Origin of the sequence: Mesorhizobium sp. L48C026A00, from assembly GCF_000502375.1 — a bacterium.
Classification (GTDB): Bacteria; Pseudomonadota; Alphaproteobacteria; order Rhizobiales; family Rhizobiaceae; genus Mesorhizobium; species Mesorhizobium muleiense.
Window position 1 is genome coordinate 1 of the sequence record NZ_AYWU01000043.1, and the last position, 24,577, is coordinate 24,577.

Genomic DNA, 24,577 nt, shown 5'->3' on the forward strand with positions numbered 1-24,577 from the left:
GTAGCAACGTTTCGACACCGCTACCTTGGCACATTGTGATGCCGTTAGGGGGCGTCCACCCCATCGATTAGGCCTTATAGTCGACGTAGATATATTCCCCTTATAGTCAAACAGATTATAATGGGGAGGCGCCGGTGAGTGGCACGCTACCTTCGGCCGCGTCCCTGTATCAGCGTGTCCTGCGCATCATCCCCCAGTGGAATGGGCGGCTTTCAGCGATGACGTCGACGCCATTCTGGCGCTAAAGCGCGATCGCAACGCCGTCATTCTAGCGCACAACTATCAAACACCGGAGATTTTCCACTGCGTTGCAGATATCGTCGGCGACAGCCTGGCGCTGGCCCGCCAGGCGATGACGGTCGATGCGGACATTATCGTGGTGGCCGGCGTGCATTTCATGGCTGAGACGGCGAAGCTCCTCAATCCGGACAAGATGGTGCTCATTCCGGATCTCGGCGCCGGCTGCTCGCTGGCTGACTCAGTCACGGCGAACGACGTGTGGCTGATGCGGCAACGCTACCCTGGTGTGCCGGTCGTCACCTACGTCAACACGTCCGCTGCCGTGAAGGCCGAGTCGGACATCTGCTGCACCTCCGGCAACGCTTTGGCTGTGGTGGAGTCGCTTGGCGTTGAGCGGGTGATCATGCTGCCGGACGAATATCTGGCCATGAATGTCGCAGCCCAGACTTTGGTCGAGATCATCGCCTGGAAGGGCCATTGCGAGGTGCATGAGCGCTTCACCCAAGCCGACATTCGCGAGCTGCGCGATGCCTATCCTGGCGTCACCGTGCTTGCCCATCCCGAATGCCCGCCGGAAGTTGTCGCGGTTGCGGATTTCGCCGGCTCGACGGCGGCGATGTCGGACTATGTCGGACGGCACAAGCCTGCGCGCGTCGTGTTGATGACCGAATGCTCGATGAGCGACAACGTCGCCATCGAGCACCCCGACGTCCAGTTCGTGCGCCCCTGCAATCTCTGTCCGCACATGAAGCGCATCACGCTCGCCAACATTCGCACGGCGCTGGAAGAAACCCGCCACATCGTCACCATCGACCCTCGAGTTGTTGATCGGGCCCGGCGCGCTGTCGAGCGGATGCTTGCCGTATGACGCCAGAGGTCGGCGACATCAGGGGAGCGCCCGTGATCATCGGCGCTGGCGTTGCTGGGCTGATGACCGCGCTTCATCTGGCGCCGCATCCCGTTTACCTTCTGTCCCCGACGTGGCTCGGGACAGAAGCCTCCAGCGCGCTGGCACAAGGCGCGCTGGCGGCAAGCCTTGGCGCCGACGACAGTCCAGACCTCCATCTTGCAGACACGCTGGCTGCAGGTGATGGCCTCTGCGACGAGAGTGTGGTGAGACGCGTTTTGAATGCGGCAGACCGAGCCATCGAGAATTTGATGGACCTGGGCGTCGCCTTCGACTGCTCGTGGGACGGGACACTGCGGCTCGGGCTCGAGGCAGCGCATTCCCGTCGCCGGATTGTCAATGCCGGGGGTGACTCTACGGGCCGCGAGCTTGTACGCGCTCATCATCGCTGTGAAGCGAACGCCTTCGATCACAATTCTGGAAGGCATGGAAGCCCGCCGGCTCATTGTGGAAAATGGGCTGGTCAGCGGCGTGCTGGCGGCAAAAAGTGCACAGGCGATTGTCTTTCCGACCCGTCGACCGGCGGTATCGGCGCGCTGTTCAGAGACACGACCAACCCGCCCGGCTCATTCGGGCACGGCCTGGCGCTCGCCGCCTGCGCTGGTGCAGAACTCGCCGATCTGGAATTCATCCAGTTCCACCCGACGGCGCTCGACGTTTCGCATCGGCCTATGCCGTTGGTGAGCGAAGCGGTCCGCGGCGAAGGCGCAGTCCTGATCAATGAGCGTGGGCACCGCTTTCTGTCCAACACGCTTGGCGGCGAACTCGCATCCCGCGATGTCGTCGCCCGGGCCGTATGGCAGCAGCTTGCCACAGGACATCGTGTCTACCTTGATGCCCGGCAGTCCCTCGGCCAGAAGTTCGCCAAGCGCTTCCCAGCTGTTGCCCGGCATTGCCGGGACGGCGGAATCGATCCGGCAGTCGAGCCCATCCCGGTGCGCCCGGCCGCACACTATCACATGGGCGGCGTGGCTGTGGATGCCGCGGGCCGCAGCACGGTGCCGGGCTTGTGGGCTTGCGGTGAGGTTGCCTGCACCGGTCTGCACGGCGCTAACCGGCTTGCCAGCAACTCTCTGACCGAGGCCGTGACGACCTCGCTATGGGTCGCGCAGAGCGTAGCTGCCGCTCCTGCGGGCTGGCAGTGGCCAAGACTTGTCGCAAAGGCACCCCTGCCGCCCGACCCCTCCTCCGTTCGCCACGTGGCCTCGAATGCGCTTGGTGTTATCCGGGACGGGCAAGCACTATCCGACACCGTGGAAACGCTGCTGCCGATCGCGGTTCGCAACACTGCCGCTTCCGATCCCGCCTTGATCGCGCTGATGATCGCCATTGCAGCGCTTCGGCGCGAGGAAAGCCGCGGTTCGCACTGCAGGTCGGACTTCCCCCCACGCAGCGCGCAGGCCCGGTCTTCCCGCTTGACCCTCGCCTCAGCAATGACGGTTGCGGCCGAACTTAGTCTGCGGCCCGCGGAACGGAGTGCCTGATGACGTCACCTCCACCTCTTCCCGGTGTCGTAATCGAACCGATCGTGCGTAGCGCTCTACTTGAGGATCTGGGCAAAGCCGGTGACCTTACCAGCGATGCGATTATACCCTTTGACTGCAAGGCCACCTTTGCGTTCAGAGCCAGGCAGTCTGGCGTTATTCCCGGTCTTGATCTGGTAGCCTACGCTTTCATGCTTGTTGATCCGTCGATCGACATACGTTTTGGACGCCTGGACGGCAGCAGGGTCGCGGTGGGTGACACCATTGCAACGGTGAGTGGACCGGCGCGTGGTATGCTTGCGGCGCTCAATTTTCTCTGCCATCTCAGCGGCATTGCGACGGCAACGGCCGAGATCGTCGAGGCGGTGCGTGGACAGAAAGCAAGGATCGTGTGCACGCGAAAGACAACGCCCGGCCTGCGCGCGCTGGAAAAATACGCCGTGCGCGCCGGTGGCGGCGCCAACCACCGCTTCGGGCTCGATGATGCGGTGCTCATCAAGGACAATCACATTGCCATTGCCGGCGACATCCGCACGGCCATTGAGCGGGCGCGCGCCGCCGTCGGGCATATGGTCAAGGTCGAAGTTGAGGTCGACACCCTGGACCAATTGGAAATCGCGCTAGCCGCCGGGGTCGACGCCATCCTGCTGGACAATATGTCAATACAGCAACTCACCCGGGCGGTCGCAATGGTCGACGGGCGCGCGACCACCGAGGCCTCGGGGCGCATAACGCCGGCAACGGCACCAGCGATCGCGGCAACGGGAGTCGATCTCATTTCTGTTGGCTGGCTTACGCATAGCGCGCGCAATCCTCGACATTGGCATGGATGTGCCGGTCGAAGCATGCGTCCAGAAGCACCTGAATTGATGAGAGCGCGTTCAATCAAGGTGGGGTCAATTGTGGCAGCAGGGTTCGTACTATGAAAAAGAAAAGACTGGTTACCAACCGTGGCGAGGCACTTGCCTTCATCAGTGCCAATCTCAAAGAACTGCATTTGGTAGCAGCCTCTCACAAACTGCACTTGCTGGGATACCTTCTTGGGATGGCCTACATCGAATCGTACGAGATGGTGCGCAAGGAACGCTCTTATCGTCAAATCAAGATCGTAGATCAGGGATAGCGCCGCGCTGCGATTAGCCCTGCGCAGCTTCAGCTCACACGATCCAACCTTGAGCGGTTGGCCGCAACGATCAGTTGGAATATTTGACAGCGCGGCAGGTGACTTCGTCTGCGCGAGCTCAAACGATATGGGTCGATGCCCAGAGTGGAACCGAGTGGGCCTAGTGGCCCTTCAACGAGGCCCTATGCGATAGCTGAGGCGCGGGGATAAATCCAAAATACGTCGTGTTTAAACACGCATCGAGGAGGATACGGGTTTGCCCCTGTACGAGCCACTGCTTCGCCACCTGAAGTCGCGCGAGCTGTTCGGAGCCATTGACCGGGTGCCGGCTCTTGGCACCCCAGCAAGTGAGCGGACCTTCGAGGTATCAAACCCTTCGACCGGCGAGGTGCTGGCGGAATTGCCCGACATGGGTGTTGAGGAGACGCGCGCGGCGATCGACAAAGCCTACGTGGCGCAACCTGAATGGGCTGCACTGACAGCTCGCGAACGCAGCGACATTCTCTGGCGCTGGCATCAACTGATCGTCGACCACACCGACGATCTCGCTGCGATTCTCACTGCGGAGATGGGCAAGCCGCTAGCCGAAGCGAAGTCTGAGGTGGCGCATGCGGCCGCGTATCTGCAATGGTACGCCGAAGAGGCTAATCGCATCTACGGCGAGACGATCTCGGCGCCCTCTGTAGACCGTCGCATGCTGGTTATCAAACAGCCGATCGGCGTTGTTGGTACGATTACGCCCTGGAACTTTCCGGCTTCAATGGTTGCGCGCAAGATTTCGCCGGCTCTCGCCGCCGGCTGCACTATTGTGCTCAAACCTGCTGAACAGACGCCCCTGGTGGCAGGTGCAATGTTTGCTCTGGCCCATCTTGCCGGCTTTCCCGAAGGCGTCGTCAACCTCATCTACGCCTCCGAAGGCGATACGGTCGGCCGCGAACTCTGCTCGAACGCCAAGGTCCGCAAGATCAGTTTCACGGGCTCCACCGAAGTCGGGCGGTTGCTCATGCGCCAGTGCTCGGACCAGATAAAGAAAGTCGGTCTAGAGTTGGGTGGCAATGCGCCTTTCATCGTCTTTGATGATGCCGACGTCGATGCTGCCGTCGACGGCGCGATCCAGGCCAAGTTTCGCAATGCCGGCCAGACCTGCGTTTCCGCCAACCGCCTTTACGTCCAGTCCGGTGTTCATGATGCGTTCGTTGGCAAATTCGTGGAACGTGTCCGTGAGCTTCAGGTCGGCGACGGCTTTGATCCAGGTGTCGCCATCGGTCCGCTGATCGACAGGCACGCACTTGGCCAAGATCGAACTTCACATTGCCGATGCCTTGGCCAAAGGTGGCGCGATCCAATGTGGCGGCGGCCGGATCGGCAGCGATGGCAACTTTTTCCAGCCGACGATCCTCAGCAACGTCTCAAGGGAAATGATCGTGGCGCAAGAAGAGACCTTTGGACCCTTGGCGCCGATCATTCGCTTTGAGGATGCTGATCAGGCCGTGCGTGAGGCCAACGATACGATATACGGCCTCGCCGCCTATTTCTATGCTTCGAACCTGAAGCGTGTCTGGCGTGTAGCGGAGGCCCTGGAATACGGCATGGTGGGCATCAACACAGGACGCATGTCCTCAGAAGCCGCGCCCTTCGGTGGGATAAAACAGTCCGGCATCGGGCGGGAAGGTTCCCGCCACGGCCTCGAAGATTATCTTGAAATGAAGTACCTCTGCATGGGCGGCATCTGAGGCGGCGAGCGGCGACTGCCGCGATGAAGGCCAGCGGACGGCCGGGCGCCAAGTGTGGAATCCGGCGCGATAGCGGGTTAGCAACAAGCTTTGGGCGTCATTTCTCTCTGGCGGAATCGGCCCCTTCCGACAAAAGCCTGACGTTTGCCAGTCTTCTACGGGCCAGCGTTCGCGCCAAAAGTTCAAAGCCGCGTCCGTAACATTCAACAATGAAAGCCAGCGTTATCAGGTCGAGCAGAAAGTCGTCGATGGCATGCGTGAGCGCATCAGACCTTTGTTCGAATCGAACTAGCAAGGCGCGCGCCTCTTCGATCGCGGCCCGGCAATCGTCTGCGTCTATAAGGGAATCGATCCTGTCAAATATCTGCAAGCGTCCTCACTTTTCGAAAGCCACACCCAGCATCGAACGCCGCTGATGAGTGAATTTCCAACAAAAGAACAGGGTCGGGTTTCGCGAAAAAATAGCTCGGCAGCGCGTCGATCAAGCATAGTGCCTCAAATGTATGTGAATCCCGGCTGACTAAGATGTCGTCGAAGGCGAGTGAGCCGGCCCACGTCTGCGTCTCGGCCGCCTAACCATTGGTCAAGAGGAACTGTGGCCAGAATTGTCGGAGGCAAATGGGTTCCATCTATTCTTCCAGCCGCCACGGTTCAGCCTAGATTACATGGGAAGCGACAATAACGGAAAGCAAAGGTTCGCAAAATGAGTAGGGTGGCTGGATCAAGCGAAGATTTGGCTGCACCAACGACCTTTGGGCCACTTCTGCAGCCCACCTTTCGTTCGATCTGGCTCGCGACGCAGGTTTCAAGCCTCGGCTGGTTGATGCAGACTGTTGCCATCAGCTGGCTGATGGCAACGATCTCGACTTCCGATCTGATGGTTGCGTTGGTGCAGGCTTCATCGAACCTGCCCGCTTTCGTCTTGTCCGTTTTTGCCGGGGCTCTCGCCGACAATTTCAGCCGGCGCCGGGTCATGTTCGCCGGTCGGTGCCTTATGGTGATTGCGTCCGCGATGCTGACCGCGTCCGTGGCGCTGGGCTTTGTCAGTCCGTGGATGATCCTCGGCTTCAGCTTCTTGATCGCAAGCGGCGGTGCTCTGAATGATCCGGCCTGGCAAGCGTCGGTTAGCGATATCGTGGATCGACGCGATGTTCCCGCTGCCGTCACCCTGCTTTCTGTTGGCTTCAACACCGTCCGGACCGTCGGCCCGGCGCTCGGCGGCATTGTGGTTGCCTCATTTGGCCTTATGGCGGCATTCGCGGTCACCACGCTCACCTATTTCGTACCCTTGGCCACTATTTGGCGCTGCAAGTGGAAGGTTCGCTCGTCCCCTCTTCCACGCGAGTCGATGAGGACGGCAATCTATGACGGGCTGCGCTTCACGGCGATGTCATCGGAAATCAAGAGTGCGATCGCGCGCGGTACCCTCTTTGGCTTGGCGAGCATCGCCATACTCGCGCTTCTGCCAGTGGTTGTCCGCGACCAGCTGGGAGGAGGCCCGCTTGCCTATGGCGCGCTCATGGCCGGCTTCGGGACCGGTGCCGTCTTCGCCGGCCTCTCCAACAGCCTGTTGAGACGGAGCTTGTCGCAAGAAAGGCTGATGAGGCTCTCATGCGTCGCCTGCGCGGCGTGTTCTCTCTCCGTAGCACTGACAACTTCGATTGCGGTGGCGGCAATCGCACTCGCCTTGGGCGGCGCCGGTTGGGTCACCGCCTGGTCCGGGGTCGGTGTGAGTGTCCAGCTGGCGAGCCCGCGCTGGGTCGTGGGGCGCACCATCTCGATCTACTATGCTTTGATAGATGGTGGCATCGCGCTAGGCAGCTGGGTGTGGGGCACGGTGGCCGAAAACCATTGTTTGACCTGGGCGCTGGAGGGCTCCGCTGGAGCCCTGTTGATCGTCGCTGCAGCCGGCGTTCTCTTTCCTCTTCGAGAGCGCCGCGACTCCGAGCCCGATCCCTTGGAGGAATTCGATGCCCCAGCTGTCTCTCTCAATTTGAAGCCGAGGAGCGGCCCGATCGTGGTCAAGATCGAATATCTGATAGCCGAGAGAAATCTTGAGGCCTTCCTCGACCTCATGCGGCAGCGGCGCCATGTCCACAGCCGCGTCGGTGCTCGTAACTGGACGCTCCAGCGGAACCTGCAGAAGCCTATGCATTGGACAGAAACGTTTCGCACGCCGACCTGGACGGACTACCTTCGCCTCAATCATCGTCTGACGGAAGTGGACAAGGAACTTGACGAGCGTGTCTTTCAGCTGCACGCGGCCGAGACCCCACCTCAAATGACACTTTCCATCGAGCGGCCGACAAGCTCGGCCCGCAAGCCCGAGCACTCAGTTTTTCGCCATCCCCGTCATTGAAGCCTGGCCGGCATCCCTGTCATCAATCGATTGGCTACGAGCGCGACCGGTCAGCCCCCGACCTTCAAGACCATCGACATCGAAGCGGCCGCGAGTTGCCTATAAAACATTACTGCACTCTTATTGTTTGTGACGCATGCGGGTGGTGAGCGGTTTTCATAGGCCCGTTTTCCTGCTGACAAAGTTAGCCTGGACCACTGAATTGCCTATCAAACGCTCGCGGATACTGGTGCGAGTATGAAATCAAAGACGGGCTCAGGCTGGGCAGGCTTTGGCTCCCGCAGAACAACCGGGTAAGCGACAACCGCTTGGGCACGTTCAGCCAGCGCGGCAGGTGTCATCCCCAGCGCTTTCTCAAACGGACCGTCCGGCCCTCCCACTACCTGACGAAAAAGCCCTGCAGCTCTTGTCGCATGGCGCGCCGCAGCGACCCGCTTGCCCTCGCGAATTTTCACCCCAGCCGCTGCTAACAGGATCAGCCCCTTGAAGAACAGGCGGTGCTGAGCGCTTTGTTTCGCAGCCTGCCAGAGAGGCTCCCAGGCTTCATGGGCTTCCCAGTAGTAGCCGTGATTGAAAAGATCGATTCCCCATCGAAACACATCTGAGCCCAACGCTTCGCCAACGGCGACGGTCGCCGGATCTGATCGGTAACTGTGGCCCAAGGGATTTCGCACTGGATGCGGATATTTGCCGGGCAGATACGCATAGCGCGGGAGACTTTTTTCGGGCAGCAGGCGAGTGCGAGACATAACGCCCAGCAAACATGAAAGTGCGTTGAGGGGCAATTCATGCTGTCCGCGTCGTGACAGGCAAGCAGTCTTAACGGGCTTGTAAAGAGTGCAGAGATTGGCCAAAACGCGCTTTGCCAAAAGGTGACGTTGGGTAAGCGGCTGACGCAAGGAGAAGATATGATTTTGCGACTGAAGGAGCGGGTCGGCAAGAGGTTTGATGAAGAAGTGCAATTCTTCAAAGGCTGGCAGAAGGACAAGAAGGGCGTGGGGGCCCTCATCCCCACTTCGATTTATGCGGCGCGCCGGATGGCAAGCGTGGTCAACCCGCGGTCCGGGATGCCGATCCTGGAGCTCGGCTCGGGAACCGGCGTTATCACCAAGGCAATCCTGGAGAGGGGCATCAAACCGCATCAGTTGGTGTCGGTCGAATACTCGAGGAATTTCTACGACGGCCTGGTGCAACGCTTCCCGGGCGTGGACTTCAGATTGGGCAACGCATTTGCGCTGAATGAAGTTTTGGGTGAGCGCAAAGGTGAACAGTTCGATTGTGTCGTCAGTGCAGTTCCGCTGCTGAGCTTTCCTATGGATCAGCGCGTTGCCCTGGTTGAGGATTTGCTTGCCCGCATTCCTGCCGGACGGCCGGTAATTCAGATCACATATGGGCCTCTGTCGCCTGTGATAAAGATGCCCCACCGCTACGTGGTTTCTCACTATGACTTCGTTGTCCGCAACATACCGCCGGCACAGCTCTGGACTTATCGTCGAGCAGTCTAGCCAAATCTGGAAGGTTCCCTCCCTGATGGGCCGTTGGCAACGCCATTCTGGCACACCGGATGAAGCTGGGTGGTGGCATCCACCCATCATGCCTTGGATGTGGACAGAGCAGAGCGCCGCATGAACGGGATTGCTAACCGACGCGTGGGCCACCGCGCTGCTTGCGGTGGGTAAGGCACGCCCGAGTCCACTCTATGCCGAGAAGGACCCATGGGGCCGGGGGGTTCCGGACTGCCAATTATGCGACTTTCGAAGCACAAAGCAGGAACATTTATGTCTTAGCATGAAGCGCAAGCGGCGCAGCGTCGCCCCGCGCCGAGAGGCGGGGCCGTTGTAACGCTAGAAGCCGATATCTGCCTTAATTGCAGCTAATGCCTGTGGTTATGGCTACTTATTTCTCATACTCATTTCATTTCGAGGCTTTTCAAGGTGTTTTATTTCATTGACGAAAGCGGAAACACAGGGCTGAACCTTTTCGACCCGAACCAGCCGAAGCTTTACTATGGCGTGCTGGGCTGCCGCGCGAACCTGGACGTCATCGCCGAGCCGTTGCTCAAACAGCTACGCAAAGATCTCGGGGTAAAGCGCATCCACGCCAATGAACTCGGGGTCGGGCGCCTGACGTCGGTTGCCGAGCGATTGGCACGTTTTAGCAAAAAAAGCGATTTGCGGTTTTCCTTCTACAAAGTCTCGAAGCCGGACCATGCTGTGATCACCTTCTTCGATCAGGTTTTCGACGCCGGTCTGAACGATGCGGTTGCATGGCATCACTACTGGACCCCGTTGCGATACGTACTGTTGTTCAAGGTGTCGTTCCTGTTTGACGAAGATCTGGCGAAGCAGGCATGGAGCGCAAGGCGCGAACAGAATCCTGCGCGGTGTGAAGAGAAGCTCAAGACACTCTACGCGGCCTTGTTGGAGCGCGTGGATCGACTGCCGGATGCGCGCTCGAGAGAACTCGTGACGGGTGCCATCAAATGGGCCGCCGCAAACCCGAAAGCGATCAGCTACGGCTCCAGCAATCATGAGTCGACGCTGCAGATTTCCCCAAACCTGGTCGGTTTTCAGCAGGTACTGCAGGCGATCGCTTCGCAATCAGCTGCACGAAACAGCCGGGTCAATCGCATTACTGTGGATCGGCAAACGGAGTTCAACGGGGCTCAGGCTGAACTAGCTGATATTTACCGACGATTGCGAGGTCACAAGACAGACATGGGCCCAGGCATGCCCAAGGCCGATTATTCGAACATGCCGGAAACCCCGCCTGTTTTCGTGCCGGGAGATGAAAGCGCCGGTCTGGAGTTGGTAGATGTCACCCTTTGGCTCGCAAAGCGGATGGAGGAAGATAAGCCGATTTCCCCCGAGCTTCGCGCCCTATTCTGGTCGCAGGCCAAACGCGGAATGACCGATGAGGTTTCCTTGGCGGCTTTGGACCAGAGATGGCGGCATCTCGCGCATTTGCCGGAGCCAGAAAATCCGCTTCCCGAGGAGCTGACGAAAATATGGACGACGCCGAACAGAAGCGTCGTCAGGCCGTAGCTGCCATCGGGGCTTAGGTTTCGGGAAAAGCTTCGGACCAGCGCATCTAAAGCGTCGGCGGGGAAGCGCAGCGACACCGGGCTCTTGGGCGTGGTCTCTGCCGATTGTCGAAGACGACATCTTACTTCGTGATGCCCAACTGTTTGAGCGCGTGGGAAAGCGGTGTCTGAGACCGCAAACTGGGAAGCGATCAGGCGGGTGCTCGGCGCAGTGCCGCTGGCAAGCTCCGGCACTCGACAATCTGGTCACCGACAAGGTCTGCAATCCAACCATGGTGTCGCTCCGGGATTGCCATCCGTGCATCCTTCAGGCCGCTTATCACGGCCTTTGCGAGACGTTCGTTTCCGAGCGCTAAAAGGACGCGATCAAGTCGCAAAAGGTCCACCGTGGCCAGCAGCTGGACAGTTGGAAAGCGATGGGTGGCGATGCGAATTGCTTTGCGTTCATCAATGATTGCCAATCCCTGAGACGATACAGCGAGGGCCAATGTCGCCGCCTCACCGTCATCCAGAGTCGTCTCCGCGGCGCCACTGACCAGGCTTTCAAATATCGCCCCACTGTTTTCGTCAAACTCAGCAAACTGCAGCAGTCCATCCTGCACCAGCTGTTGAGCGAGATCGGCGTCATTGCGCCCGCTAATCCGATCGTGGATGAGCTCATCTCTCACGACCGTACTTGCACGGAGCGTGACATTCAGTGACCGAATGATCTCGCACGCCGCGCCAGTGGCATTGAGATTAATAATGACGCTGGTATCAGCAACCACGTGTGGTGGAAGATCACCCGAGAATTGAGGTTGCCGCATTGGCCCCACTTTCCTCGGCATCTTCACTTAGCAAAACGCGTACTTGAATCCGGTCGAGATGGAGGAGCCGTGCAATTTGCCCCTCACTAAGCAGACCCCTCTTTGCCGCCTCATATGCCATCAGGCCCGTTTTCAGCGACACTGGTCTGGCCGCGTCGTCTTTCAGGCGGTCACTCGTCGAAACGTCACCTAGCACTTGCTGCGCTTGCTCATCCGTAATGTTTCCGTTCTGAACAAACCAGTCCCAAGTTCCTCTTTTCGTAAGCTGAAGCTCTTCAAGGCGTCGGACAAGCGCTTCGCGAGAAACATGGAAATAATAGGCAAGAACGATCACGTGCCGGCGAGTAAGATTCGTAGCACCCGCCGTAACTTCAGCAAATTTCTGCCGAACAGCCTGCGCCGGCGTCAAGAAGCTTCTTGCGAATGCATTAGCATATTTTTCTTCGCGCGAACCCTCCAGTTCATCGATTTCATAGATCTCTGCGTCTCCGCGCGTAGCTACTAAATGACCAAGCTCATGCGCGGCCGTTTGCGTACGTCGATCGATTGGATGGTTCGCATTTAGAAGAATGCAGGCGCCTATCTTTTCATCATAAGCGAACAAGCCTGAGATTTTCGCCGCTAGGCGTCGAGCGTAAACACGGACACCCATCTGCAACTCGAGCAGAGTGACTATATCTGCGATCGGTGCAAGCCCAAGACCGAGCCAATGGCGAAGTTCCAAAGCGTGTTGTTCTGCCTGTTGGCGAACGTCGCCAACAAGGATGCGTCTTTCAGGCGGCAGATTGCGCGCATATTCGACACCGAGCAGAGCCTCAAGCTCAACCTCGGCCCTCACGAGTTGCGCCAAAAGGTCGGCGGCTTTCGCAACCGATGGCTCTTCATTTTCGGTCAGCTTCCTAAATCGTGGCGTTAGCTCGACGTGGACCGCTTCCTTGCGGAGCAACGCGTTGGTGTTCGTGTCCAGGAACCCTGCCAGCCTTTGCAACTCCCCAATCTTTGCGCGCCGCGTACCCTTTTCCATCGCAACCAAGGTAGTGCGTGCCACACCGATTGCCTCGGCAGCCTCCGCCTGGGTTTTGCCCGCACTTTCACGCGCGATGCGAATTCTCTCGCCTACTTCCACTAATGAGAGCTGATTATTGGCCTCACTCATCGCTGTCAGGCCAGCCACTGAGCGACGAACGATTTGGGTCCGAGATCTTTCATAAATGCCTTCCATTCAAGTTCATGCCGTTCAAGCAGGCCCAAGAGCTCGCCTTCCGCATCCGCATGAGACATGTCCAGTACTTCGGACAATTGCCACGCGTGACGGCTCATGCGCTTCCGATGGGCGGGTGAAGAGCCCAAATCAGCCAAATGATCAAGGTGCAGTGCGCCGGCGATGGCATACCGCTCCATCGCCCCCGTTATTTTGTTGAAATCCTTGGCAGCTCCCCGAGCAAACTTGGGGGCTGACAGGTCCTCCCAGATGTAATTCTCTTTCGGCTCGTCAACACTGGCCGCATGGAAGCTGAGCCTGCGAAGCATACAGGCAGCGCAGATGCCGCAGTGACGCCACTTGTGATCTACGGAGGAATTACGGTTTTGCTGCCAGCACGATCGCGTCTCGATCCACTCCTTCGGCTCGATGGGAAGAGCCACGAACTCCCGAAGCGTCTCGCCCTTCGTTTTCCACAAGTGCGGAAGCCGATAGGCCACATGGTAGTCAAAAAGCGCAGCGAACAAACGCTCCATCTTGGTGAGAAAGCGTGGGTGGTTTCTGTAGTCCTCGTAGCCATGACTGGTTTGTACCAGCGAAGGCCCGAGCGCGCCCTGACCGCTTTCCGGCATGACGATGTCATGAGTTCCGAGCAGATAGGCTGCGATCGCGCTCAAAAGAGTGAATTTGAAGCCGCGGCTCCGAGCGGAGGACTCGTTGAAGCCGTCCGGTCCAGGTTTGACCCTGAAGGGAATGTTCAGGAATGGAAGCTTTCGAGCGTCGCGACGGGGGCGATCATCTTTTTTCGAGCCCACCCTGATACGGATCAACCGATCCGGGCGCCCTCCCGCCGAAAGCAAAGCGCTCACCGCCCGCGAATCCAAACCATCGCTGAACGGCGTCACTATGCGCGTGGCATCACCAAATTCCAGACGGCTCTGCTGACCGACATCTTCCTCGGGCGCCCGCTGGCGCTGGTAGAAAGAGAGGCTCCACTCATCGCCAGTTAGAAATTTCAAAACGGAAACGAGCGCCGCGATGACCTCAGGTTCTTGCCAGCGAGCCAAATCATGGACAGGGACAGCTAACTCGAACTTCCGCATCCAGCCCCATGCCGAGCGCTTGCACGTCTTGTCGCAATATTCAACTGCAGCGCTCAGGACCAAGGTGTCGAAGATACGAGTGTCCCAATTCTTCGTACGGTAGTCGTCCAAATCCTTCATGTTGAAAATGATGGATTTGCCAATCTCGACCGGTTGCCAACTTTCCTTGGCTTTCCCGCCGGCTTCAATAAAGGCAATCTTGAGTGCGGGGCATTCCCCTTGAAGAACCTTCATAGGGAAACCCCATCGTCAAGACCGCTGCGCGCCGCGGGAGTTCTCGTGATGGCGACCGTGCTGTCACCGAAAAGCGAACGAGCGATACGGGTGAACGAGCCGTTCTCGTTCATTCTAGCGCTGACTTCGCCCATGCGATTGCGGATGGTGCGGCTTGCACCTGGCCCGCGCTCGACGAGGTAGTGCTCCTCAGTAGTTCGCGCGTTCGCATGCAGACGCTCGCTCAAGGCCGTGACAATCCCGTCCTGGACCGCATCACGTCCTTGCAAGCCTTGCTGGACGGCCATTTGGGTGCACTCGATCGCGTTTGCGGCCAGTGGATGCACCGCCGGATCATCGCGCAGCTCTTGCAGCTGCCGCTGCAATTCATTCGGCTGCCTGCTGAAAAGATCGCCACCGTCAACAATGTCAATCAGCTGCCTGATCACACCGCGCACTTCCATATTGGCGTCCTGAACCAGCGCGGATTCGGTCGCTTCGCACACCTCGGAGATAGAAAATGCCGGCTTGTACGCCCATTCAGCGACACGCCGATATTTAGGACGCAATGGCAGACTTTTATGCGGACCGTCACTCATTGGAATCTCCCCAATGTCAGATATGTTGATATTTTTTTCTGACATTGTCAATGTGGCGACGTGCGTTTAATCAGCGATGACCGCTAGAGGTGGATTTCTCACGATACCTGCGCCACACATCACAGGGGTAAGCTGGCAGTCTCTCTGGAGGCTCGCCATCACCGATCCGATCGCCCGCAACGAAAAGCAACTCGGCGCTATCGAGTGCCGCGCCCGCAAGCAGACCGGCCTCACACAGAGCGCGCTGGGCAGCAAAATCCATCTGCCCCAGGGCACCGCATCCCGGCTCGAAGCCGGGGAGCCCGCGCTCCAGCTGCGCACGCTGATGGCGGCACTTTGCGTTCTTGGCCTTGAACTCATCGCGCGGCCGCGCAGCAAGGGCAGTGAAAGCGACATCGAGGAGCTTTTCTGATATCTCGGCGCCCGCCATAGAGATCACCTGACCCGCACATCCCATCTCCCCAAACAGCTTGAAGACCTCCTCGGATCGGACGTGATCGAAGGTTTCCATTATATCGTCGGCGATAAAGGGCACAGAGGGTCCAACCGACTCGACTCGCTGTCGCTTTCGCCACATCATGTTCACGGGGGGCGCTTGGGGGATGGTATACCGATTTCGAAAATCTGTAAGGATTGCGCCGGGAGTCCGGATAAATCTCAACGCGAAAAGTGCCAGCGTGCGGGTTGGACCGAAAGGGCTTGGATATACAGTTAGCACAACAGGCAAAAAGCGCCTCAGTGCGAGCATCCCGGGCACGGGACTTTCTTATTCAGAGGTTGTTTCGTCGAAGCGACAGCCCGTACCTAGCGCGCCGTCGCAATTAGTTGCTTCTCAAACTAAGCCGTCTTCGAAGGGCCCGCTCGCCCTTGTGCTACTCGCCATTGGCGCTGGACTGGTTTGGTGCAGCACGCCGTATAATGAAACCAAGATTACCGGAGAACGGTTATTAACCACCGAATTCGTGCAGCCGAATTTAAAGCCCGCGACAGCAGAATCGGACCCCCGGGCCTCCCAGGGTACAGACGCTTATGCCGGGCCCGCCCCTTCCGTTCAAAAGACACTTTATAGCACCGCAAATGTTCGCCTACGGACATCCCCATCGGCTGAGTCCCAGATTGTACTCACCGTCCCAGTTGGATCTGCAGTGTTGTCATCGAAGCGCGAAGGCTCTTGGCATCACGTTTCATACGGGAACTATTCGGGCTGGATTTTAGGCGATTATCTCGCGGAGCCTGGCACTGAACCAGCGGCAACTTCTTCGCCGATAGCACCGCTGGTTTCAAGCGAACAGCCGGCCTCTGACAGCAACACAATCTCAGGCCGCGCGACCATCATCGACGGAGACACGATCGATATTGCCGGCACGCGCGTGCGTTTCAATAGCATCGATGCGCCTGAGAGTGCTCAGCTCTGCCGGAATTCAAAGGGCAAGAACTACCGCTGCGGCCAGTCTTCTGCGAAAGCGCTTGATGCCTGGCTGGCGAAATCCCGGCCCGTAACCTGCACATTCATAGATTGGGATCGCTACGGCCGCTTCGTCGGCGACTGCTATCGTTCCGACGGCACGGCGGTGGCAGGATGGCTGGTCACCGCCGGCCACGCAATGGACTGGCCGCAGCATTCGGGCGGCGCCTACGCGGGCCACCAGGACGAAGCTCGGCTGGCCAGGCGCGGGATCTGGCAAGGCGAGTTTCAGCCTCCTTGGGAATGGCGTGCCGCACAGCAGGCGCCTAAGCCTGAAACCACGAATCCAGTTCGACTGCTCTCCGGCTCATGCGACATCAAGGGCAACATCAGCAACAAGGGCGTTCGCATCTACCACCTCCCCGGGCAGCGTTTCTATGACGAGACAGTGATCAGCCCTGCCAAGGGTGAGCGAATGTTCTGTTCAGAAGATGAGGCGCGCGCGGATGGTTGGCGCCGGTCGAAAAGGTGACTATAGCTGCAACTTCGTTGGACTTTGTATAGTCCGAGCCGCTGCAGGTCGAGGTCGAGCTTTCAAGCGTAGCTGGTTCTTCGACGTCCAGATGGGAAGCCGTTCGCGCCATGCACGTCCGCTTTTGTGTAGTGAAGACTTCCAATGGCGTCAGCGACGAGGTCTGCTTTCAGGATGCGACGGTGCAGACGTGAACGACCGACATTGGGCGCGAAGCGGCCATCCAATCCAAGGTTCGGCCTACGGAAGTCGTCTTTGGGTAGCAGGGGCATCAACTCATTGCCACGCGACTGCAGGCAACTATTCGAGCTCGTGGATCGTTACGCCCGGCACAACAGCCCTTGCGATCTCGCATAGGTGCTGGTGATGCGTGAGGTAGATCACCTGACCCGCACTTGCCATCTCGCCAAACAATCTGAAAACCTCCTCGGAACGGAAATGGTCAAAGGTTTCCATTATATCGTCGGCGATGAATGGTACTGAGGGTCGAAACTGGGCAAACTCGTAATAGCCGGCAAGCCTAAGCGCCAGGTAGAGCTGGAAACGCGCACCCTTTGACAGCGCGTCGGCTACCTTGGACTGCCCGTCGCGCTGCAATGCAATGAGAACTTCACCACCTTTCACCGGTTGGGTTGCCAGACCCGAGTACTGACCGCGTGTGATGAGCGCGAAAGCGTCAGATGCCCGCGCCATCATCCCGGAGCGATGACGCTCGCGGTATACGCGCAGAGCGTTTCCAGCGGACATAACTCCCAGTTTCAGCTCGATGTAACGAACGGCCTTTTCCTCGATTTCCAGGAGGACGGTGCGACGTTCGGCATCTATTCGGGCAACAGCGCTATCGCCGCCAATGGCGTCAAGCTTGTCGGCCGCTCGCGTCTGCCGAATTAGCTGTTGGTGTATCGTTTCGTCAAAATCCCGGAGCCGTTGCTCGCTTTCAGCCTTCTCGATTGCGAGGCTATCGATATCGAGAGCATCCAATATCGAACGCGCTTGCAGGGCCCCCTCCACCGCGAGCTCGGCCGACAACTGCTCCTCAAGTTCGGCTACGGCAGCGCGCAGACGATCCCTGTCCCGCAGCAGCTCGTCGCGTTCCACGACTTCGGATAGAGTGGTTACGCCAAAGACGCCCAAGACCTCGTTCTTGCGGCGCTCATGCGCCGCAATTTCGACATCGAGGGTGTCACGAGCATCTTGCAGGCGCTGCAGGTCTTCGACGAGGTTTGCCTTCGCCTCGTGAGTGCGATCGGCGCGCTCCAGGCGCTCAGCAAGCCGGATCGCCAACTGTTCCGGTTCGTCGTCGTTCTCCGGTTCACCCGCTTCGGCTGCAGCAGCGCTAACCTCGACAATGAAATTATCTCTGTCTGCCTCCATCTTCCCGATACGGAGCTGCATGGCATCCCGATCCTGAAGGGTTTTGGACAGTTCAGCCAATTGATCGAGGACGTTCCCGACTCCGTGCGCCGAAAGCCCGCTCTCGAGCCAGGTGCCCTTAAGCGCTTCGGCAATGCCGGCCAACCATTCTTCCTCACGCCTTTCTGCCAGGTCCACGGCGCGTCGTCTGGCAGCCAGATCCTCCTCCTTCGCGCTGACTGTTCGGAGCGCCTCGGCACGTTCAGCGTCCACTTTGAGCTGCCTGTCGAGGAACAGCTCTGTGACGGCCATGATCGTCTCCAAACTCTCGCCCGCATCCGACCGTATGCCGACGCTCTCCAGCGCCCCGCTCAACTCCAGGCGGATCTGGTCTCCCTCGTCGGCCGCCCGACCAGCCTTCTTACGTGCGACCTCGATCTCCTCCCACGCCGCGAGCGCATCGGTCCGGGCAGAAGTACGATCCTCGATCAGTTCGATCAGTCGTTCAGGCGAAGATTCCAGGCTATCTCCGAGCAGATCTCTTGCCGCTACGCGGATCTCCGACAGCTCTGCTTCCACGTCCAAGTCGATCTGTGAAAGCTGGTCGCGCGCACGCGAGATGACGGCCGCGGTTTCGGCAAGGCTGCGGGTCGTTGTTCGGATCTCGGCGAGCTCCCGCGCGTTGGCCAGACGAACTGCTCCAACACTGTCGTCACGAGCCAACGCTACCGCGAAATCGTCCGCTGTTTCGCCCTGAAGGTCATCTCGATGCCTTGTCCAAGCCTCGTCCCGGGCACGCCGGATGGCTGCGGCGGCTTCATCGTCCGTTATGTCAACCGAGGCACGAAGGGCGTCCAGCCGCGCCGAGAGCAACTCGTGATTGCCCTGGCATTCGGCAAGACGTTCTGAAAGGACCGCCTTGTTCGTCCCAAGCTCTGCTGAGCAACTTTTCCATGCACCAATCTGCCGGGCGGTCGGAACTGAGATCTTGGCCAGCGACTGAGCATCTCCGGACCAGGGATGCAGGCGACGGACCGCTGTTTCCCATCGAATTCCGCTCTCGTCCTCTGCCTCCCGTGCCGTCTTGATTTCCCGTAGGTGCCCACTCCCCCTCGCTTTCGACAAAGCCGAGGTCAGCCTTGCCCTGGCTGGCTCGGGCACGGCCCTTTCTTCGCCTACTCGCTCGCGTGCCGTCTGAAGCGCATCCAGGGCTGCCGCGGCTTCGTCGCGGGCGACGCGCACACTGGTAGCGATTCCGGATCGCTGCTCGACCATATTGCGAACAGCACCAACAATGGCAGCAGGCAAAAGCAGCGCGGCAGGCTCTGGCTCGGAGGACCTTCCCAGAGCGGCAAGGCAGGTCGCCACGGCGTTATCGAGTATTTGCAGGTCCGTCTTACGATTAGGCAAGTCCAAGCCTGCCGAGATATAGCGCACCTTGCGATCCGCCAGTCCGCGAACCCGCTCGGAGATCGAAAGGATCACCTCGTCCACGTCAACCGATGCGATTTTCATCGTCACTCGCTCGACTTCGTCGATGTTTGCTGACAGCCGGGTTCTCAGGCTGGCGTCATCATCGATCATTTCGGCGTTACTACCTGTCCAGGTCCGTGGCGGTGAAGCAATGTCCGGCAACTCAGCCAGCCGGGCTGCCTTGCGTCGGATATCCGCGAGGATCGGGACTGCGCGAAGATATTTCGCAATGGTATCGAGCCGAGCCGACAGCACCGACCGTTCAGTGATGCTGCGATCGTATTTGTCCGTCGCGTCAAGACGTTCGGCCTCGAGGGTCTCGAACGTCGAAGCCAATGTGTCGATCGCATCCTTCCGGGACTTCAGTTCCGCAAGCCGCTTCTTGAGCAGCGCAAGTTCGGTCCCGTGGGCCTGCTTGCGATAGAGCCCGTCCGCTTCTGCCTCGAGCGCGCTTAATGTGTCACTCGCATGCCCAAGACCGGCGCTGGCGGTGAACAGGAGCTTGCCCAGGTCACCGCGCGACTCCAATATCGATTTTCCGCCTGCTTCCAGCGTCTCGTCGTCCAACGAGAACATGGTCTGGTATGCGTCCCGAGACAGACCGGCGAGATGCGCCGTTATCGCCACCTCGCTCACCGGCTGGTCTATTGCGTTCAGCAGCGAGTTGGTGCGCTGTTTCGTTCGCGTGAACACATGCTCCGCTCCGGCAAATTCGAGCGCGCCACCAATGCGCATCGCGCTGTACTCATGAAGGAAATTGTAGCGGCTGCGTTCTTCGATCCCGAACAGCAAGTCCAGATAGCCGGAAAGCGCGGTCGACTTGCCCGCCTCGTTCAGCCCGAACACGATATGCAAGTCGGGCCCGGAATCCGGTTTTGGTCCAAACTCGATCGTCCGGTCGGTGAACTTTCCATAACGAATCAGATCAAGGCGCCGGAGCCTCATTGCGATCCACCTGCCTTGAGGCGGGCCGTGACCAGGTCAGCGCCGCTGGCAAGAACCCTGTCGAGGAATAATTCCAGCGCGGCCTCGTCCTTTCCGGCGAAGTCGCGCCCGTCGGGCGGAAGATCCGCGATCGTTTTCAGGACCAATGCCCTCGCTTCGGCACGGAAGGCTTCTGAACTTGCATCGGCTCGCATGGATTCAGCGAGTTCGAAAATCGGATCCGCGACGCCTTCGAGTGCTTTCGTCCTGGGCGGAGAGAGGCCCAGCTCGAGCTTTTCCACCCATGTGTCGCCTGCCTGTTCCGCTGCCTGCTCGGCTTCGGCCAGCAGCAGGTCCCTGTCGCGGATCAGTGCCCACGACAAAGGCGACATCCCGGTCAGGCCAAGGCGGACCACAACATGCCGGGATCTGACGGAAGCCCGGATATCTTCGAGCGTAGATCCGATTCGTCCGACGACCTCAGACCATTCCATCGTCCCGGTCAGGTCGACGCTCACCCGCTCGAATTGTGCGACACTCGTCAGTCTTTCCTCGATATCGATGGAACGGTCGTCCCCAATTGTTACCAGAGTGACTGACTTTTCTCCGGCCTCGTTGATGTCCCTGCCTTGCGGCATTCCTGACATCACCACCGTGCTCGCTCCAGGATGGACTTTCCGGAGGTGGATGTGCCCGAGCGCCCAGTAGTCAAAACCATGGCCGTGCAAGTCAGCGACGCTGCAAGGGGCGTAGACGTCGTGACCGGGCGATCCAGCCAGACTGGTGTGCATGATGCCCACGTTGACCGCTCCTTCGCAGGCGCCGGAATATTTGGCGAGCAGACTTTCCGGTGCCTTGGGGCTCGCGAAGCTCAATCCATGGAACATCACGTCCAGCCCGCCGGCTGTTTGCAGCACTGACTGGGGACGGCCGCTGAAGATCGTTACCGTGTCTGGAAACACGAGCTGTTTCGATATCCGCGACATGGCGTCGTGGTTTCCGCGGATCTTGAACACCCTGATACCGGCCTGGTGGAGACGTGTCATCTGCGACGCCAGGAACCGTGCCGTTTTCATCGAGGTCTGATCGCCATCATAAAGATCGCCGGCAATGACGAGGGCATCGACACGCTCCGCAAGGCAGAGATCTACAATGGAGACAAACGCCTGGCGGCTGGCGTCTCCGACGAGTTCGGCAAGATCGGGGTTTCTCATCGCGAGAGAACGCAGCGGCGAGTCGAGATGAATATCGGCCGTATGTATAAATCGAAATGCCATTCGGCGGTCTCCAGCCACTGAGCATAAGGGGGTTCGACCGCGGCTCGATAAAAAAATTACAGGATACGCGGTGTTGGCTGTCCAGAAAGTGCGCAATCACTTACGCTTCTTTTTCGCTTCTATCTGCATCGCGTCTACTCTCGCGATCAGCTTTTCGAGATCGTCCGGTTCGGGCATACCACCGCCAAACTCGTCGGACGTGGAATGAGCATCAATGAGCCGAGAGATGTCGTCCTGCAACAGGCATATCTCGTCGGCGACCTCGTTAGTCCAGGCGATATCCCTCAAGTTGCCGATTTTGACCTGTTCGTCCCACCGCTTGACCGCGCCCTTGAAAACATCGCGGATGATGATCTCTTCGAGAGTCTGCCGTAGCGCCGATGCGCCGGCACGCACATTGTCGACCCTTGTCTGCCCTATGGCTTTTCTCGCCTTGGCGAGGGATTCCTTTGCGCGCTGTGGAGTCTTATATGCATCGGAGCCTGCCGGGCAGTCATCAAGTTTGACATGCCCTGGCGCATTGTCGCCGCCCCGGTCCACCCAATGGGTGGAGAGTTCAACATTGTTCTCCTTTGCCACATCCATAAGCTTGCTCAGAAACACCAGGTCGTGGGTAAAGACGATGACTTGCCTGACTTTCGCCTCGCGCGCGAGACGTTCCGCGATCTTTCGCTTGCGCCTGTGATCGAGCGATGTGACCGGATCATCAAGGACGATTCCTGCCGAAGATGGGTTCAAATTTACTTCCGTCAGAAAGTCGGCAAGGGCTACTGCCCGCTGCTCGCCTTCGCTCAAAATCTCGTTCGGTTTGTGACCGGCCTGCATTTGAAGGCCGCGCATCGTCTTGCCGGCACTGCCTCTGGCTTTGAACTCGATGGGCAGAACAGCGTCTAGGTCACTACACTCTTGCTTGAGCCGGTCCTTGTAATTTCCCTCTATCAGCGTCTGGAAAAGGTCTTTTTGCTTTTCGGTGACAAAGCGGGTGGTCAGCGACCTTTTGGTTGTCGCTGCCTTATCGATCCATTGCTGACTGTCTACATAGGCGCATACATCCTCGATGTTCTGAGACAAAACCTGCCGATGGCGCAGCAGGATATGCTCCGCCTGCCGGACTGACAGCGCCGCATCGACAGAATTCTCATTTAGGTGTTTGATCTCGTCATCCAGCGTCTGCCGGCAGGCGGCGATAGCGGCGTCCGGGGCTGCGATATCACCTTCCGGCAAGGACTCAATACGGCGCTCAAGGTAGGCGACAATCTGGTCACGGCGAGTGGCAAGCTGAGCAGCGAATTCATCCATGGTGCGGACAAGCGCGGGTACGACTTTCACGAGATCGGCGCGCATCCGCCCCTCTGCGGGCAGGAGCAAAAGGTCCGATTTCTTCAAGCGTTCGACCGTCGCGTTGAGTGCGGCGTTGGCTTTCTCGGCCGCTACACGCGCTTCGTCGTCAAAGAAGCTCCAGAAGCGTTTTATGAGCGACGCCGACGGCTCGTCCAGGGGCCTATGGCAGAGCAGGCAAGGGTCACCAATTTGCGGATAGAATTCCTTCTCTTCCCTTCCCAACTGCCGTGCCGATTTTGCGAAGGTCTCCCAGGTGTTGCTGCCGGTCTTTTTGAGATCAGCGCTGCCTACGCCACCCAGAGATGCGGCCATTGCGGCGGCGATCTTTAATTTCAGTGCAATGACCTGCCCTTCGTAAGCGTTACAGGCGTCATCACCCAACTCGTGCGGCAATCCCGCCGCCCTCTTCTTCAGGTCATCGATATCTTTCTTCGCGTCCTCGCGCTGCTTGATGAGGTCGGCAGGCGATTTGGATTTCAGCTCAGCAATCTGGGTGTCGATCTCAGCAAGGCGCTGTGCCTCCGTCTCTCCGTAAACAGCGAGCTTGCGCAGCGCCGCTGCATCGGTGTCTTTCGACAGATTGCTGATCTCAGTCTTGATTGCGCTCTCGCCGATGAAGATGTTGACGAACTTGTTTGCGGACCGGCGCTTAGCGATATCGTCATCAAGGCGTTTAGAGATGGCCTCTATCACGCGGACCACTTCATCGAAAACGTCGAACCCTGCGGGCTGAAAACCCAATGGGGTTTCCTGGGCAAGGTGAACGGTGGCTATAGCTGAGTCGAAAACGCTCACCCGGCGCAGGACCGGATGCTCTGTCCCGTGCGTGGCCGAAAGAGTCTCATCCTGCCCCTGTCCTCGCCTGATCATGATATCGGCGCTGGCCGGAATCACTTCGGCCTTCGTGTTGTAGACGTTGGGGTGAATCTTCGGGCGTGAGCGGCTGAAACAGGCGGCGGATAGTATTCTGGCAAATCCGCTTTTGCCTGCGCCATTGTGCCCATAGATGATGGTCAAGCCGTTGCCGAAGTGCAGCTCGGCGGTACCGGGGATTGCGTTTATGCTGACAGGGTTTTTGATCCCGGCGATGACTAGGGGACTCGAGTCTGTGCTGTCGGGTCGACCGGTAATGGAATCGGGAATAGCGGCAAGCGGCGCTGTGTCAGTGCTGAGCAACGCTCCTCTCAGATAGATCGCGTAGGCTTCGCCAATCCGCTCGTCTGAAAGCTTGCCATCCCGCACTGCATAGGCGACCATGAATTTTTGCCAACCGGGAAGTGATTTTCCCCAAGTGTCGAGCGCCTCCCAAATACTGACCGTCTTAGCGAGCGGGCGTGAAATGGCAGCCTCCTGCATCGGGCTCAATCCTTTTCGTTAGCGCAAACGGGCGAGGCAGATACCGATCTGCAGAAATTGCCACATAGAAATAGAGTATGATCAATCACGCCTCTGGAGAGATCC

General features: G+C 58.8%; 16 protein-coding genes and 3 pseudogenes. 9 read left to right on the forward strand and 10 right to left on the reverse strand.

The features are described 5' to 3' along the window. Nucleotides 1-134: 134 nt before the first annotated feature. From nadA to X738_RS77880, 5 genes and pseudogenes are all read left to right on the forward strand, one after another. Nucleotides 135-1,108: pseudogene (nadA, locus tag X738_RS77860) on the forward strand (quinolinate synthase NadA). Continuing rightward, nucleotides 1,105-2,631 carry an FAD-dependent oxidoreductase gene (locus X738_RS77865; protein WP_023803642.1) on the forward strand — a complete coding sequence of 509 codons (1,527 nt, stop codon included), beginning with the start codon at nt 1,105-1,107 and terminating at the stop codon, nt 2,629-2,631. The pseudogene nadA and the gene X738_RS77865 overlap by 4 nt, the downstream one beginning before the upstream one ends. Continuing rightward, nucleotides 2,631-3,501: pseudogene (nadC, locus tag X738_RS77870) on the forward strand (carboxylating nicotinate-nucleotide diphosphorylase). The gene X738_RS77865 and the pseudogene nadC overlap by 1 nt, the downstream one beginning before the upstream one ends. Nucleotides 3,502-3,553: 52 nt before the next feature. Continuing rightward, nucleotides 3,554-3,754 carry a hypothetical protein gene (locus tag X738_RS77875; RefSeq protein WP_023803644.1) on the forward strand — a complete coding sequence of 67 codons (201 nt, stop codon included), beginning with the start codon at nt 3,554-3,556 and terminating at the stop codon, nt 3,752-3,754. A 256-nt stretch (nt 3,755-4,010) separates the two neighbouring features. Beyond that, a pseudogene (locus tag X738_RS77880) lies at nt 4,011-5,487 on the forward strand (NAD-dependent succinate-semialdehyde dehydrogenase). Between the two features lie 97 nt (nt 5,488-5,584). On the opposite strand, the gene X738_RS77885 reads toward X738_RS77880, so the two are convergent. Then, nucleotides 5,585-5,857 (reverse strand): hypothetical protein, encoded by a 273-nt coding sequence (locus tag X738_RS77885; protein WP_023803647.1) that lies wholly within the window; start codon nt 5,855-5,857, stop codon nt 5,585-5,587. 333 nt (nt 5,858-6,190) lie between these two features. Here X738_RS77885 and X738_RS77890 point away from each other — a divergent pair, with 333 nt between their 5' ends. Next, nucleotides 6,191-7,846, forward strand: a complete 1,656-nt coding sequence (locus X738_RS77890) for an MFS transporter (RefSeq protein WP_031256971.1) — start codon at nt 6,191-6,193, stop codon at nt 7,844-7,846. A 209-nt stretch (nt 7,847-8,055) separates the two neighbouring features. Here X738_RS77890 and X738_RS77895 read toward each other — a convergent pair whose 3' ends face one another. Beyond that, entirely contained in the window at nt 8,056-8,631 is a 576-nt protein-coding gene (locus X738_RS77895) for a DUF309 domain-containing protein (RefSeq protein WP_245277861.1), read from the reverse strand. Nucleotides 8,632-8,754: 123 nt separating this feature from the next. Between X738_RS77895 and pmtA the strand changes: the two genes are divergently transcribed. Beyond that, nucleotides 8,755-9,351 (forward strand): phospholipid N-methyltransferase PmtA, encoded by a 597-nt coding sequence (pmtA, locus tag X738_RS77900; protein WP_023803650.1) that lies wholly within the window; start codon nt 8,755-8,757, stop codon nt 9,349-9,351. 429 nt (nt 9,352-9,780) lie between these two features. Beyond that, nucleotides 9,781-10,890, forward strand: coding sequence for a DUF3800 domain-containing protein (locus tag X738_RS77905; RefSeq protein ID WP_023803651.1), 1,110 nt, complete (start codon nt 9,781-9,783; stop codon nt 10,888-10,890). A gap of 190 nt (nt 10,891-11,080) precedes the next feature. On the opposite strand, the gene X738_RS77910 is transcribed toward X738_RS77905, so the two are convergent. From X738_RS77910 to X738_RS89835, 5 genes are all read right to left on the reverse strand, one after another. Continuing rightward, the gene (locus X738_RS77910; RefSeq protein ID WP_023803652.1) at nt 11,081-11,695 is read right to left on the reverse strand and encodes a hypothetical protein; all 615 of its coding nucleotides are present in this window, start codon (nt 11,693-11,695) and stop codon (nt 11,081-11,083) included. Continuing rightward, on the reverse strand, nt 11,670-12,917 hold the full coding sequence (locus X738_RS77915; RefSeq protein ID WP_306455002.1) for a helix-turn-helix domain-containing protein: 1,248 nt from the start codon (nt 12,915-12,917) through the stop codon (nt 11,670-11,672). The genes X738_RS77910 and X738_RS77915 overlap by 26 nt, the downstream gene beginning before the upstream one ends. Next, complete coding sequence (locus tag X738_RS77920; protein ID WP_023803654.1) at nt 12,857-14,233, reverse strand: 7-cyano-7-deazaguanine synthase; 1,377 nt, start codon at nt 14,231-14,233, stop codon at nt 12,857-12,859. Before X738_RS77920 ends, X738_RS77915 begins: the two co-directional genes overlap by 61 nt. Continuing rightward, nucleotides 14,230-14,811, reverse strand: a complete 582-nt coding sequence (locus X738_RS77925) for a hypothetical protein (protein WP_023803655.1) — start codon at nt 14,809-14,811, stop codon at nt 14,230-14,232. Before X738_RS77925 ends, X738_RS77920 begins: the two co-directional genes overlap by 4 nt. 70 nt (nt 14,812-14,881) lie before the next feature. Further along, the gene (locus tag X738_RS89835; protein ID WP_441295563.1) at nt 14,882-15,322 is read right to left on the reverse strand and encodes a hypothetical protein; all 441 of its coding nucleotides are present in this window, start codon (nt 15,320-15,322) and stop codon (nt 14,882-14,884) included. A gap of 91 nt (nt 15,323-15,413) precedes the next feature. Here X738_RS89835 and X738_RS89460 point away from each other — a divergent pair, with 91 nt between their 5' ends. Beyond that, nucleotides 15,414-16,748 carry a DUF4236 domain-containing protein gene (locus X738_RS89460; protein WP_198032941.1) on the forward strand — a complete coding sequence of 445 codons (1,335 nt, stop codon included), beginning with the start codon at nt 15,414-15,416 and terminating at the stop codon, nt 16,746-16,748. A gap of 300 nt (nt 16,749-17,048) precedes the next feature. Here X738_RS89460 and X738_RS77940 read toward each other — a convergent pair whose 3' ends face one another. The 3 genes from X738_RS77940 to X738_RS77950 form a co-directional block, all read right to left on the reverse strand. Next, entirely contained in the window at nt 17,049-20,519 is a 3,471-nt protein-coding gene (locus tag X738_RS77940; protein WP_023803658.1) for an AAA family ATPase, read from the reverse strand. Then, the gene (locus X738_RS77945) at nt 20,516-21,775 is read right to left on the reverse strand and encodes a metallophosphoesterase family protein (protein ID WP_023803659.1); all 1,260 of its coding nucleotides are present in this window, start codon (nt 21,773-21,775) and stop codon (nt 20,516-20,518) included. The genes X738_RS77940 and X738_RS77945 overlap by 4 nt, the downstream gene beginning before the upstream one ends. Before the next feature lie 96 nt (nt 21,776-21,871). Then, complete coding sequence (locus X738_RS77950) at nt 21,872-24,472, reverse strand: AAA family ATPase (protein WP_023803660.1); 2,601 nt, start codon at nt 24,470-24,472, stop codon at nt 21,872-21,874. Nucleotides 24,473-24,577 lie beyond the last annotated feature (105 nt).